Source organism: Cupriavidus pauculus (assembly GCF_008801835.1).
Classification (GTDB): Bacteria; Pseudomonadota; Gammaproteobacteria; order Burkholderiales; family Burkholderiaceae; genus Cupriavidus; species Cupriavidus pauculus.
Window position 1 is genome coordinate 16,360 of record NZ_VZOW01000023.1, and the last position, 12,869, is coordinate 29,228.

At 59.9% G+C, this 12,869-nt stretch carries 11 protein-coding genes and 2 tRNA genes; 6 read left to right on the top strand and 7 right to left on the bottom strand.

Features of this window, described 5'->3' with window-relative positions:
- Nucleotides 1-5: 5 nt before the first annotated feature.
- Together F7R19_RS20565 and F7R19_RS20570 are read left to right on the top strand one after the other, a co-directional pair.
- Nucleotides 6-968 carry a quinone oxidoreductase family protein gene (locus tag F7R19_RS20565; RefSeq protein ID WP_150981817.1) on the top strand — a complete coding sequence of 321 codons (963 nt, stop codon included), beginning with the start codon at nucleotides 6-8 and terminating at the stop codon, nucleotides 966-968.
- Between the two features lie 167 nt (nucleotides 969-1,135).
- A complete protein-coding gene (locus F7R19_RS20570; RefSeq protein WP_150981818.1) occupies nucleotides 1,136-2,026 on the top strand; it encodes a LysR family transcriptional regulator in 891 nt (296 codons plus the stop codon).
- A gap of 271 nt (nucleotides 2,027-2,297) precedes the next feature.
- On the opposite strand, the gene F7R19_RS20575 is transcribed toward F7R19_RS20570, so the two are convergent.
- A complete protein-coding gene (locus tag F7R19_RS20575; RefSeq protein WP_150981819.1) occupies nucleotides 2,298-3,287 on the bottom strand; it encodes an aldo/keto reductase in 990 nt (329 codons plus the stop codon).
- Nucleotides 3,288-3,444: 157 nt separating this feature from the next.
- Between F7R19_RS20575 and F7R19_RS20580 the strand changes: the two genes are divergently transcribed.
- Nucleotides 3,445-4,371: a LysR family transcriptional regulator gene (locus F7R19_RS20580; protein WP_150981820.1), complete on the top strand. Its 927-nt coding sequence runs from the start codon at nucleotides 3,445-3,447 to the stop codon at nucleotides 4,369-4,371.
- A gap of 110 nt (nucleotides 4,372-4,481) precedes the next feature.
- On the opposite strand, the gene F7R19_RS20585 is transcribed toward F7R19_RS20580, so the two are convergent.
- Entirely contained in the window at nucleotides 4,482-4,775 is a 294-nt protein-coding gene (locus F7R19_RS20585; protein ID WP_150981821.1) for a helix-turn-helix domain-containing protein, read from the bottom strand.
- Between the two features lie 108 nt (nucleotides 4,776-4,883).
- Here F7R19_RS20585 and F7R19_RS20590 point away from each other — a divergent pair, with 108 nt between their 5' ends.
- Nucleotides 4,884-5,504 (top strand): substrate-binding domain-containing protein, encoded by a 621-nt coding sequence (locus F7R19_RS20590; protein WP_150981822.1) that lies wholly within the window; start codon nucleotides 4,884-4,886, stop codon nucleotides 5,502-5,504.
- A 5-nt stretch (nucleotides 5,505-5,509) separates the two neighbouring features.
- Here the strand turns inward: F7R19_RS20590 and F7R19_RS20595 are convergent, their stop codons facing one another.
- From F7R19_RS20595 to uvrC, 5 genes are all read right to left on the bottom strand, one after another.
- Complete coding sequence (locus F7R19_RS20595; protein WP_150981823.1) at nucleotides 5,510-7,354, bottom strand: tyrosine-type recombinase/integrase; 1,845 nt, start codon at nucleotides 7,352-7,354, stop codon at nucleotides 5,510-5,512.
- Between the two features lie 224 nt (nucleotides 7,355-7,578).
- Nucleotides 7,579-7,654: transfer RNA gene (locus F7R19_RS20600), tRNA-Gly, on the bottom strand.
- Nucleotides 7,655-7,738: 84 nt separating this feature from the next.
- Nucleotides 7,739-7,814 (bottom strand) — tRNA-Gly (locus tag F7R19_RS20605).
- Between the two features lie 180 nt (nucleotides 7,815-7,994).
- Nucleotides 7,995-8,594, bottom strand: a complete 600-nt coding sequence (gene pgsA, locus F7R19_RS20610) for a CDP-diacylglycerol--glycerol-3-phosphate 3-phosphatidyltransferase (RefSeq protein WP_061957912.1) — start codon at nucleotides 8,592-8,594, stop codon at nucleotides 7,995-7,997.
- A 135-nt stretch (nucleotides 8,595-8,729) separates the two neighbouring features.
- A complete protein-coding gene (gene uvrC / locus F7R19_RS20615; RefSeq protein WP_150981824.1) occupies nucleotides 8,730-10,874 on the bottom strand; it encodes an excinuclease ABC subunit UvrC in 2,145 nt (714 codons plus the stop codon).
- 108 nt (nucleotides 10,875-10,982) lie between these two features.
- Between uvrC and earP the strand changes: the two genes are divergently transcribed.
- Both earP and efp read left to right on the top strand, forming a co-directional pair.
- On the top strand, nucleotides 10,983-12,134 hold the full coding sequence (gene earP / locus F7R19_RS20620) for an elongation factor P maturation arginine rhamnosyltransferase EarP (protein ID WP_150981825.1): 1,152 nt from the start codon (nucleotides 10,983-10,985) through the stop codon (nucleotides 12,132-12,134).
- Nucleotides 12,135-12,258: 124 nt separating this feature from the next.
- On the top strand, nucleotides 12,259-12,819 hold the full coding sequence (efp, locus tag F7R19_RS20625) for an elongation factor P (RefSeq protein ID WP_061957909.1): 561 nt from the start codon (nucleotides 12,259-12,261) through the stop codon (nucleotides 12,817-12,819).
- Nucleotides 12,820-12,869 lie beyond the last annotated feature (50 nt).

Sequence of the window (12,869 nt, forward strand, 5' to 3'; positions counted from 1 at the left end):
ATGACATGAAAGCTGCCATCTACGAACAACCTGGAAACCCCTCCGTCCTGCACCTGGCCGAGGTTCCGGATCCGGTCGCGGCGGACGACGAACTGCTCATCCGCGTTGAGGCCATCAGCATCGAGGGCGGTGATCTCGTCGGTCGCCGCGAAACCACACCCAGCGGCCCGACCGACATCCTTGGCTATGCTGCCGCCGGCGAGATCCTGCAGGTTGGACGCGCCGTGACCGGCTTCAAGGTCGGACAGAAAGTCACGGGGTTCAATTTCAAAGGCTCGCACGCCGAACTGCGGGCTGTGCCCGCGGCGACCAGCTGGCTGGTCCCGGATGGTCTCGACATCAAGGTCGCGGCGGCGATCCCAGCGGGTCCGGGCACCGCCGCGTACACCTTGAAACTGGGAGCTCTCAAACCTGCCGAGACGGTACTGATCCAGGGCGCTGCGGGCGGCGTGGGGCTGGCTGCCGTCCAGCTCGCGGCGAAAGTGGGAGCGCGGGTCATCGGCACCGGCACGCGCTCTGAAACGCTCGAAGAACTCCACGGATATGGACTTTCCGATGCCATCGTCGTCACGGCTGACAAGCCTGCTAGCGAGCAGATCCGCGCGCTTCTCGGTGGCAACGCGGTTGACCTGTTGATCGACAATGTTGGCGGGACGGCGCTGGTCGATGGTCTCCATGTGGTGAGGGACGGCGGGCGCGGCGTCATTGTGGGCGTATTCGGAGGCCGCAACCAGCCGATCGACGCAGGACATCTCCTGGTCCATCGGCAGACGGTGATCGGCTGCCTGCTCGGCCCGGTCATGGGCGAACCGGATGTCCATGCGTTAATCGACGATCTGCTCCAGCAGGCTCTGCGAGGCGAACTAAAAGTGCCGATCGATGCGACCTTCACGCTTGCGGAAGCAGCAGCGGCCCATCGCCGGGCAGAGGAACGCGGCCGCATTGGTCGCGTAATCATGGTGCCTTGATTCCAGGTCAGACCTACCGAAACAAGATATGAATGAAGTGAAAACGCCACTTACCAACAGCGCCTTGCAGCATCTCCCATTTTGTAGGTTGCTTGCTTGCCCACAAGCCATTTCCTGTCGGAGGGAAAGGGAGTAAGTCCAACGAAATGAACATAAAGGAGCAGCCCATGGAGCTGCGACACCTACGCTGCTTTGTCGTCCTGGCTGAGGAACTACACTTCACCCGAGCCGCTGAGCGCCTCCACATCGACCAATCTCCACTTTCCCGAGCAATCAGGGAATTGGAGGATGAGTTAGGCACGTTGTTATTTGATCGGGACCGTCGTGGAACTCGACTGACCCAGGCCGGCACCGTATTTCTACAGGACGTGCGCCGTGTGTTCACCACACTGGATCAGGCTCGCGAAAACGTCAAGGCTGTATCCGCCGGTTATCGAGGTAGTCTGCGAATCGCGGTATCCGATGGCGCGATCGACCCACGCTTTTCCGAATTCCTGACACGCTGTCGAGAGGAAGAGCCTGAAATTGAGGTCCGGCTCTCCGAAGTCTCATTCTCGGAACAATTGCGTGGACTACGATCAGGAGACTTCAGCATCGGCTTTGCGCATACCAATAGCGTCGGAAGCGGAATCGTGGCCGAAGCTATCTGGCATACACCTATCGTGGCGGCGCTCCCAGCTCGCCATCCACTGCTCGTTCATAAAGAAGTTCCGCTAGACGAACTAACGCGGTTTCCCTTGATCATGGTCGCCCCCCAAATGTGTGAAGGCTATTTCCGAGAGCTGACCAAGCTGCTGCATGCCCAAGTGCATGAACCCAACGTTATCGAGCACGCAACCTCGCTGGACGTAATGCTTACGCTCGTTGCTGCGGGCTACGGCATCGGTTTTAGCTCTTTCGCTAGGGTAGCTACTTGCCGACACCCCAACATCGTGATTCGGCCTTTGGCAGTTGGATCGGCCGTTATCACGACCTTTCTACTCAGGCCCGACAGTGAACACCCGTGCTTTCTACTAGAGCGATTCATGGCACGCCTACATCCTCTTAGCGACGAGTAACCGTAGTCAATTCAATTTTGTTGAATTGCTGGAGGTATGCTCGAGGCGCCTGCTGACGCCATCGCGCCGCACGCAGGTGTCCAAGTCAATTGGAACCCGAACTTGGCGGCGATCACGACCTGATCCCGGATGCCCCTGAAGGCTTCACCCAACAGTTTTAGTTCACGAATGGCCATAGGCTACGGCGAGGTTTCGAAGATTGTCACAGCACGATCCACCGCCGTTCCCAGCAACGAGATCGTTTCCTAAGCATCGTACAGCGGCACGGGATTCAGCGGCCCGTGGTGGCAAGCAGGTGCGCCGGATAACGCTCGCCTTCAATGTCGATGGCAGCAAGCGCATCGGTGATGGCAGTGAGATCAGTGGCCGTCAGCACCACGTCTGCGGCGGCGATGTTTTCCTCCAGACGGTGGAGCTTAGTGGTACCTGGAATCGGCACGATCCACGGCTTCTGCGCCGACAACCATGCGAGCGCGATCTGAGCTGGCGTCGCATCCTTTTCTCCAGCGATGCGACGCAACAAGCCGATCAGTGCCTGGTTCTTCTCCATCGCCTCGGGCGTGAAGCGCGGCAGCAACTTGCGGAAATCGCCATCGCCCAGCGGGGTGTCCTTGCTCATCGCGCCCGTCAGGAAACCCTTGCCGAGCGGGCTGTAAGGCACCAGGCCTATGCCGAGTTCTTCGCAGGCCGCGAGAATGCCGTTGCTTTCCGGCCCTCGCGTCCATAAAGAGTATTCGTTCTGAAGCGCCGAGATCGGCTGTACGGCGTGAGCGCGGCGCGCGGTCTCGGCACCGGGTTCGGACATACCGAAGTGTTTTACCTTGCCCTCGGCGATAAGCTCCTTGACAGTTCCGGCCACATCTTCGATCGGTACGTTTGGATCGACGCGATGCTGATAGAACAGATCGATCACCTCGGCACCAAGCCGTTTCAAGGAGGCATCGCAGACCTTGCGAATCTGCTCGGGCCGGCTGTCCATGCCAGCCATTTTTCCGTCCACGATGTTGAAGCCAAACTTGGTCGCGATGACAACTTGATCGCGCACCGGCTCCAGTGCTTCGCCGACAAGTTCTTCGTTGGTATAGGGGCCATAGACTTCGGCGGTGTCGAAGAAGGTGACGCCACGCTCGACTGCTGCACGGATCAAGGCAATGCTGTCTGCCTTCCCGAGAGAATGACCGTAGCTGAAGTTCAAGCCCATGCAGCCAAAGCCGATGGCAGACACTTCCAAGCCATTGGTTCCGAGTTTTCGCGTTTTCATGGATTGTTCTCTCAAGACGAGATCGCCATAGAGGCAGTCGTGATGTAACGGAGGAGCACCAAGATAGATTGATGGTGCGAGGTCCTACACTTTAATTTGATGTATTAAACTCAACAATTATGTTTTTATTTCACAACCTGTTAAGGAAAGTTCATCAATGGTGCAAGCCGGGTTGTCCGAACTCACCGCGTTCATAGCTATCGCCGAGCAACAAAGTTTTCGCGCGGCGGCGCGCGTACTCGGCACATCCCCGTCCGCCTTGAGCCATGCGATGCGCAGCCTCGAGGCGAAGCTATCTGTGCGCTTATTCAACCGCACGACGCGCTCCGTCGCGTTGACCGAGGCCGGTGAGCAGCTTTTAGGTCGCGTGCGTCCAGCCATGACTGATTTGGAAAACGCACTGAACGAGGCGGCTTCGGCTCGCAACCGACCTTCAGGGACAATCAAGATCAGTACATCCGAATCGGGAGCAATCCCATTGATGCGTCATGTGCTGCCCGAGTTTCTTGAGCGCTACCCTGACATTCGTATCGAGTTCATCGTGGACTCGCGCTTTATCGACATCGTGGCAAATGGGTTTGATGCAGGTGTTCGCCTGCACGGTGACGTACCAAGGGACATGATTGCTGTTCGGTTCCAGCCGGATATGGTGCTCGCCGTCGTGGCATCGCCGGAATATCTGCAACGGTACGGTATTCCCGGGGAACCGTATGATCTTGCACGCCACCGCTGCATCCGCTCCCGGTTTGAGAACGGCGCCCTGCTTCAATGGGAATTGATTCACCGGGGAACGAGCACACATGTGGATGTTGATGGCCCCTTGACGCTAGTGCGTGCTAATTCGGTCTTGGCCGTCGAGGCCGCGTTGGCCGGCCTCGGTATTGCCTGGCTTCCACTGAACTATGTTCACGAGCACTTGGAGGCTGGTCGGCTGGTCCACTTGTTGCCCGAGTGGAGCCCCACATTTGCAGGACTTAGCCTTTATTACCCTGCCAACCGGCACCTGCCGACCGCCGTGGCGTTGTTTGTAGAGGCGGTACGAAGCCGGTTTGTTGTAAGCAACGGCGTGAATATTCGCACATAGGAAGTGCCTTCGCTGATCGGTGTCAGTATTGACTAGACATGATCGGCCCAAACTCCGAGGAATGGCTGGCGATAATCCCCGGAGGATGTATTGTCACTCCCACGAATTGTTCACGGCTTTACGCCTGAACGCAGGTTGCGTTCCGTAGCAGCTATCAAGTCAGCCGCACTCTGATCCAAAGCACCGGCGATTCTCAGGATCATCGCCAGCGTCGGCATGTGCTCTCCGCGTTCGATCTTGCCCAAGTGAGAGCGCTCGATGCTCGCCACGACGGCGAACTCATCTTGAGCGATACCTTTTTCCAGCCGGGCAGTACGGACGGCTAGACCAAAGGCCATTGCAGGTTCAGCTTCGTAGGTGATCGTGCCGGCAGGACGACCTCGTTGGACAGTGCGCTTTTGCATTCGCAAAAGCGTCAAATATCTACGTAAATTAAACCACGTTAACTTTAACCCTTGCTATGATATTTGCCTGTTTTTAGGCCTCTGCCGCTCCTTTTTTGGAGGGAGTCCATGAGCAGCTCCCAATGGTCCCTGACGCTCAAGCTCGTGGCTTCGCCCGGCGTGCTGTCTCCGCTGTTGGCGAACCTGCTCGCGCTACAACGCGCAGAAGAACCCGAGACGCAAGTGCTGCTGGAGGAGGCTGCACCCGAAAACGTCCTCCAAGGCATTGGGAACGGCCGTTACGATCTCGGCATCACGTGGACGCCCCCAAGAGTGCCCGCTCTATGCGGCCAACCGCTCTGGCACGAAGAGTTAGGTATCGCCGTCCCCTCACGATCACCATTGCTCGCACACGCGGCAATTCCGCTGGAAGTGCTGCGGCATTACCCCTTGATCCAAGCCTGCATCGCGCCGAACGATGAATTGCTCAGGCAGTTGGACTGCCCAACACAGTGCGCCAGTTCGTTCGAATTGATGGCCGTACTGGTCGCAGCAGGCTACGGCGTCGGGGTATCCCTAAGCTCACGCATTTCGCAGGCGCATAACTGGGGCATCGTCGAGCGACCTCTGGCCGGGAAGGCTCATTCGATCAGGGCGCAGATGCTGTGGCCTAGCTCCAGGAAGGAGCCGGCCATCGACCGTTTTGCAGAACGGGCAGCGAAGATCACTGCCGCTTCCTGCGCTACATGACTGCATCACGGGTAGCAGACGGCCTCGTGGACCACACGCGCTGCTTCCTGAAGCGTGCCTGACGTCACCGCTTCGATCGGGGAGCGGCCACCCAGTCGCTCCTGCGGCGCGACCAATGCGCGATAGAGCTGCCACGTGTCCAAGCGACCATCCATTGATCGCATCACTTCCCTCGCCAGCTTCTGCTTGATGGGATCGAGCTGCCAGTCGGGGATGCGTTGGCCGCGGTTCCCCATGCTCAGGGAGAGCAGCTTGCCAGTCTTGATCTCCCGGTTGACCTGATCCTTGGACTTGCCTGCCAGCTTGGCGAACACCGGAACCGGCAACTTGTCCGGCGCTTCATAGATTCCCAACATCTCCTGACGTTCGCGCTGAATGTCAGAAATGACAGGCTCCTCTTCCTGCTCCCGCTCTCGTAGCAGCGGCAAAGGCGACAACCGATGAAAAACCTGGCCACCCGCGTTCGGCCCAACGACGATGGGCGACGCCATCACCGGGAGCATGGGGTCCCCAGCACCTTCCGGCAAAACCAGCATCGAGTCGGCCTCGCCATCGATCACCGTAGGTACACCCTCGATATGGATTTTTAGGTGCGTACTGGCGGCCTCGACATGCCCCTGCTCCAGCAGGTCTAGCCGGTCGGCCCAGTCCTGCATCATGCGCCGACGCGGCTCGACGTACAGAGCATGGTTGTAGGCGGCGCTGACCCGGTTGGGGTCCGAGTGCGAAAGCTGAGCATCCACCCAGAGCTTCGGGTAGCCGATCTCGTTAAGCGCCGTCGAGATCGTGCCGCGGATGCCGTGGCCAGTCAGCAGATCCTTGTAGCCCATGCGGGTCAGGGCACTGTTGAGAGTGTTCTCGCTGATCGGCCTCTTCAGGTCGCTGCGATGGGCAAGCAGGTGCTTTTGGGCTGGCTTCACCAGTTCCAGCAGGAAGCGAGCGATCTCGATAGCTTGCGCTGATAAGGGAACGATGTAGGGTGGGATGTCCTGCGGGCGCTTGTTGTGCTTGCGCATGTCATCCTGCAACTGTTTGACGATCTCCGGCGGGATGATCCATAAACCCTGATCCAGATGGAACTGGCCAGGCTCGGCAAACCGTAACTCCCCGGTTCGCACACCCGTCAGGAACAACAGCCGAATGCCGAGCTGGGTAATGAGCTGGCCGCGGTAACGACGCAGCCTGTGGAGCAAGTCGGGGACTTCCGGCAACCGCAAGTAGGGGTTGTTCACGACGGGCGGTTTCGGCTTCGCCACTGCATCCAGGTCCGTGGCTGGATTACCCTCCAGACCCGGGATCTTCACTTTGGCGAAGCGGAACAACTGGTTGAACCAGATGCGTACCTTCTCGGCCGTCGTCAACGCATCGCGCTCTTCGATCTTCTTTAGCACTTCCTCCAAGTCCGCGCTGCGCACGTCGATCATCGACATCGTGCCGAGTCGGGGCAGCACGTCCTTCTTGAAGATGCGCTGGATCTGCGACAGGGTGCTGTTGCGTCCCTCCTTGAGTTCCAGCTTGCGCTGCTCAAGCCAACGGAGATAGACCGCCTTGAAGCTGTTTTCGTCTGCCAGACGAACGGCTTGGCGCTTGCGCTTGCGATCGACCTTGGGATTGATGCCCTTGGCCAGTAAGGCGCGTGCCTTGTCGCGCTCCTCGCGCGCCTCCCGAAGACTGACCTCGGGATAGGTTCCCAGCGACATGCGCTTTTGCTTGGCGGCCCAATAGTAGCGGAAGTGCCACGCCTTACTGCCGGTGGCTGATACGAACAGCCCGAGGCCGTCGAAGTCAGAGAGGGAATAGTTTTTGCCGGTGGTCTTGGCCTGCCGGACGACCAAATCTGAGAGTGCCATGCTCTAGCTCCTGAACATGAGTCAGGGCTCGATACTGGCCGCGTCAACCGCGCTCCCCCAGCAACAATCCGCCTTCAGCGCTTCCGTAAAGATGGCCTCAAAAATGGCCTTAAACGTCGTGGCTGTGGCTGGATTTCGGTGGATGTTGCTGGAACGAAAAAAGGAGCTTTCGCTCCTTTTTTCAACGACTTACAGACGTCGATGGAAGTCTGTAGATCTTAAATTGGAGCGGGAGACGAGTCTCGAACTCGCGACCTCAACCTTGGCAAGGTTGCGCTCTACCAACTGAGCTACTCCCGCGTACAACTTTTATTACCGTGGCAGTCTGACTGCCATTCCGCCGATCCAGCCGATACGCTGCCAGATCACCGGATGCTTGCGTCCTGGAGCGGGAGACGAGTCTCGAACTCGCGACCTCAACCTTGGCAAGGTTGCGCTCTACCAACTGAGCTACTCCCGCAGGGCCCTGCATCTTACCGAAAAGCAGACTATCGCGCAACTTCTTTTAACTACGCAGCTTTATGCTGGCAATTAACGCTAAGTGCTACTTATCTTGCTGCTTTCGATTTCGTCGTCAGCAGCGAGAACGAGATTATTGCAAAGGACGAACCGGCTCGTCAACAACTTTTTGCAGCAAGATTCATTTTTGTGCCCGCGCTTCGCCTAGCGCATCGCTGCGCTCGCGAATCTGCGGCCAGGCCAGCTTCATGTAATAGAACATCGACCACAGCGTGAGCACCGCCGCGAGATAGATCATCCAGCCGCCCAGCACCGAAGCGTCGATGCCGAAAAGCGTGTCGTTGAACAGGAGCAGCGGGATCGCAATCATCTGCACCGTGGTCTTGAGCTTGCCGAGAAAATTCACGGCGACGCTCTTGGACGCACCGATCTGAGCCATCCATTCGCGCAGCGCCGAAATCGTGATCTCGCGGCCGATAATGACCAGGGCGATCAGGTCGGCGACACGCCCCAGCGCCAGCAGCGACAACAGCGCCGCGGTGACCATCAGCTTGTCCGCCACGGGATCCAGAAATGCGCCGAACGACGAAGTCTGGTTCCAGCGGCGGGCCAGGAAGCCATCCAGCCAGTCGGTGACGGCCGCGATAATGAAGAACGATGCCGCCGTCACGTTCTTGGTATGCATTGGCAACCATGCCTCGGGCAGGTAATAGACTCCCACGACAAGCGGGATCATGGCCACACGAAGCCAGGTCAGCAGGATGGGAATGTTCAGTGGCATGGGCAGTACGATTTTGTGCCGAAAATCTGGCCGGTCCGCGGTGACGTCGCAAGACGAATGGCGCGATTGTCGCCGATTTCTGCTTGAACCCGTAATTTTCAGGGCGAAAGCCGCACGGAACATGCGGCGGGCGCATCAGTGCAGTTGGCGGTAGATCTCTTCGGCCAGCGTGCGCGAGATGCCTTCCACACTAGCCAGTTCGTCGATGCTGGCGGCCATCACGCCGCGCAGGCCGCCGAATCGCGTCAGCAGCTTCTGGCGTCGACGCGCGCCGATACCCTCGATCTCTTCCAGCCGGGACGTGTTGCGCGCTTTGGCCCGCTTCGCGCGCATGCCGGTGATAGCGAATCTGTGCGCTTCGTCGCGGATCTGCGCCACCAGCATCAGCGCAGCGCTGCCCTGCCCGAGTTCCAGCGACGGGCGGCCATCGGCAAAGATCAGCGTTTCCAGCCCGACCTTGCGGCCCTCGCCCTTCGCCACCCCCACCAGCAATCCGATATCGAGACCAAGTTCCTCGAACACCTGTCGCGCCACCTCGACCTGCCCCTTGCCGCCGTCGATCAGCACCACGCGCGGCATGCGCGGCACGCCGTCGCCAGCCCCTTCTCCGTTGGGATCGCCGCCGTCCTCCTGGATCTGCTCCACCAGCTTCTGATAGCGACGCGTCAAGACCTGACGCATTGCCGCGTAGTCGTCGCCGGGTGTGATGTCGTTGATATTGAAGCGGCGGTATTCGCCGTTCTGCATCTCATGGTGATGGAATACGACGCACGACGCCTGCGTGGCCTCGCCAGCCGTGTGGCTGATATCGAAGCACTCGATGCGCAGCATCGCCAGGTCTTCCATGTCCAGACCGATGGTTTCGGCTAGCGCCCGGGTTCGAGCCTCCTGGCTGCCCTGCTCGGCCAGCCGGCGCGCGAGCGCCAGATTCGCGCCCTGGGTCGCCATTTCGAGCCACACCTTGCGCTGTCCCTGCGGCTGGCGAACCAGTGCCACCTTGCGCCCCGCCTGCATCGACAGCGCCTCGACCACGGCGCCATCGGCGGGCAGATGGCTGACGACGATGATTGGCGGCGCAGCCTGGTCAAGGTAGTGCTGAATCATGAAGGCGGACAGCACGCGCGCCGCGATACGGTCCACCGATAGCGCCACGCTCTCCACCGCGCTGCCCGCGTCGCCGCCGGACGGCTCCGCCGCAGGCACGGGATCCGCGTCCGCCAGCGATCCGGCCGCTTCGTCACCGGCGTCGTCGCTCTCCTCGACAATCATCGCGGCCTCGTCGGCATGCGCCGGAAAATAGGCCTTGTCGCCGAGATGCCGGCCGCCGCGAACCATGGCGAGGTTCACGCACGCGCGGCCGCCCTGAACCGCGACAGCAAGGATGTCGATATCGCGCGCCTGTCCCACTTCTTCTACGGCTTGCCGCTTAAGGACCGTCGACAGCGCGGCAATCTGATCGCGCACCGCAGCGGCCTGCTCGAACTGCAACTGCATCGCGTGGTTTTCCATCTTGCCCTGCAAACCTTCGAGCACTTCGCTCTCGCGGCCTTGCAGGAACCGCGCGGCGTTACCGACATCGCGCGCGTAATCTTCCTGACTGATCGCGTTGACGCACGGCGCCGTACAGCGATGGATCTGATGCAGCAGACACGGGCGCGTACGATTGTTGAAGACCGTGTCCTCGCATGTCCGCAACTGGAACACCTTCTGCAGGATCTGCATGGACTCGCGCACGGCGTGTGCACTGGGGAATGGCCCGAAATACTGGTGCTTGCGATCGGTGGCGCCGCGGTAATACGCCATGCGCGGAAATTTGTGCCCTGTCAGTTTGAGAAACGGATAGGACTTGTCGTCGCGAAACAGGATGTTGTAGCGCGGCGCCAGCGCCTTGATGAGATTGTTCTCAAGCAGAAGCGCTTCGGCCTCGGTACGCACCACCGTCGTTTCGATGCTGGCGATCTTGCCCACCATCATCGCGATACGCGGCGACAACTGCGTCTTGTTGAAATAGCTCGACACCCGCTTCTTCAAGTCGCGCGCCTTGCCGACGTAGAGCACCTGACCCTGGGCGTCGATATACCGGTAGACCCCGGGCAACCCCGGCATGCGCGCGAGAATCGGCCGCGGATCGAACTCCGGCGCATCGGAAGGTTCCGTATCGGCGGTCGCGATATCGGCACGCTCCGGCAAATCGGCAGTCGCTGGCGGATGTGGGAGCGGCTCGGGCGAGGTTGGACCAGATACCGGATCGATCGGAGGGGCGGGTTCCTGCACGGGCATGGAGTCAACTGGACAAATGTGGCACGCCAGACATGGCAAAGCCTAGAATCGCAAGTTTAGAGCAATTCGTCCGTGAGACCTTTCTGAAAGCGGACCTTCCTCCACGCCATGCCAATCCGCTCCTGGGACATTTTCTGTACTGTCATCGACAACTTCGGCGATATCGGCGTTTGCTGGCGACTGGCGCGCCAGCTGGCGCAAGAGCACGGCCATGCGGTACGTCTGTGGGTCGACGATCTTGGTAGTTTTGCCCGGCTTGCGCCCGAGATCGACGTGACACGCCCGTCGCAACGGCTCGGCGGCGTCGAGGTGCACGCCTGGGATCCACAAGGGGGCGCCCCCTTTGACGCCCCGGTTCCGCATGACGTTGTGATCGAGGCATTTGCGTGCCATCTGCCCGAGCCGTTTCTCGCGGCGATGGCCGCCGCGCCACGCAAGCCGGTCTGGATCAATCTTGAATATATGAGCGCGGAAGACTGGGTCGCGGAGCATCACGGCATGAACTCGCCGCATCCGAGGCTGCCGCTGGTCAAATACTTCTTCTTCCCGGGATTCGCCCATGGCACGGGGGGGCTGCTGCGGGAGTCGATGATTGGCGCTTCCCGCGACGCGTTCCGTGATAGCGCGGCCGCGCACGCCACGCTGTGGCATCGCCTTGGCGTCCAACCGATGCGCGACTCACTGAAGGTGAGCTTGTTTGCCTATACCAATCCGGTCATGACAGCGCTGCTGGAGCAATGGCGCGATGGTTCGACGCGGATCGAATGCTTCGTGCCCCAGGGCCCGGCTGCCACGCAGATCGAGCAATGGCTTGGCGCGTCGCTCGCGCCCGGGTCGACGCATCACCGCGCGAACCTCGTCGTGCACGGCATTCCGTTTGTGCGCCAGGAACACTACGACGAGTTGCTGTGGGCGTGCGATGTCAATTTCGTGCGGGGCGAGGATTCCTGCGTGCGCGCCCACTGGGCCGCGCGGCCGATGATCTGGCAGATCTACCCACAGGATGACAACGCACATCACGTCAAGCTGGACGCGTGGCTGCAGCGTTTTGGCCGCGCCGGTGTGTCGCCCGAAGCATCCGCGGCACTGACGGCGTTTTCGCACGCCTGGAATGGCTACGGCGCGGCGCCCGACTGGGCGTCGCTGCAGGCACAATTGCCAGCGCTGAACGCAGGAATGGACCGCTGGCAGCGGCAATTGCAGCACTTGGGTGACCTCGCGGCGAATCTCGTGGCCTTCAGCGAAAATCAGGTAAAATAGCCGGTTGATTTGATGGCGAGCCAAGTTTCATGGCCCAAGAACCTGCTGCCGGCAGCGCGCCTTCGCCATACCGATTCCCGGGCATACACAGATCCCGGATCTTTTTTTCAGGAAGACATTTCAGATGAAAATCGCACAGGAACTCCGCGTCGGCAACGTGTTCATGATCGGTTCCGACCCGATGGTGGTGCAAAAGGCCGAGTACAACAAGTCGGGCCGTAACGCAGCTGTCGTCAAGATGAAGTACAAGAACCTGCTGACGGACGCCCCGGGCGAATCCGTCTTCAAGGCCGACGACAAGTTCGAGGTGGTTGTGCTGGAGCGCCGCGAGTGCACCTATTCGTACTTCGCCGACCCGATGTACGTGTTCATGGACGCCGACTACAACCAGTACGAAGTCGAGAAGGACAGCATGGGCGACGCGCTGAACTACCTCGAAGACGGCATGGCTGTGGAAGTGGTGTTCTACAACGACAAGGCCATCTCGGTAGATATGCCGACCACGCTGGTGCGTGAAATCGTCTACACCGAGCCGGCCGTCAAGGGCGACACGTCGTCGGGCAAGGTCCTCAAGGGCGCCAAGATCAACACCGGTTTCGAACTGCAAGTACCGCTGTTCTGCAACATCGGCGACAAGATCGAAATCGACACGCGCACCGGCGAATACCGCAGCCGCGCCAACTAAGCTTTAGGGCGATCGCGATAACAAGGGCAGCTTCGGCTGCCCTTTGTTTT

Coding starts and splice junctions, on each gene's coding strand:
- F7R19_RS20565 (WP_150981817.1), top strand. CDS start 6: ATGAAAGCTGCCATCTACGAACAACCTGGAAACCCCTCCGTCCTGCAC.
- F7R19_RS20570 (WP_150981818.1), top strand. CDS start 1,136: ATGGAGCTGCGACACCTACGCTGCTTTGTCGTCCTGGCTGAGGAACTA.
- F7R19_RS20575 (WP_150981819.1), bottom strand. CDS start 3,287: ATGAAAACGCGAAAACTCGGAACCAATGGCTTGGAAGTGTCTGCCATC.
- F7R19_RS20580 (WP_150981820.1), top strand. CDS start 3,445: ATGGTGCAAGCCGGGTTGTCCGAACTCACCGCGTTCATAGCTATCGCC.
- F7R19_RS20585 (WP_150981821.1), bottom strand. CDS start 4,775: ATGCAAAAGCGCACTGTCCAACGAGGTCGTCCTGCCGGCACGATCACC.
- F7R19_RS20590 (WP_150981822.1), top strand. CDS start 4,884: ATGAGCAGCTCCCAATGGTCCCTGACGCTCAAGCTCGTGGCTTCGCCC.
- F7R19_RS20595 (WP_150981823.1), bottom strand. CDS start 7,354: ATGGCACTCTCAGATTTGGTCGTCCGGCAGGCCAAGACCACCGGCAAA.
- pgsA (WP_061957912.1), bottom strand. CDS start 8,594: ATGCCACTGAACATTCCCATCCTGCTGACCTGGCTTCGTGTGGCCATG.
- uvrC (WP_150981824.1), bottom strand. CDS start 10,874: ATGCCCGTGCAGGAACCCGCCCCTCCGATCGATCCGGTATCTGGTCCA.
- earP (WP_150981825.1), top strand. CDS start 10,983: ATGCCAATCCGCTCCTGGGACATTTTCTGTACTGTCATCGACAACTTC.
- efp (WP_061957909.1), top strand. CDS start 12,259: ATGAAAATCGCACAGGAACTCCGCGTCGGCAACGTGTTCATGATCGGT.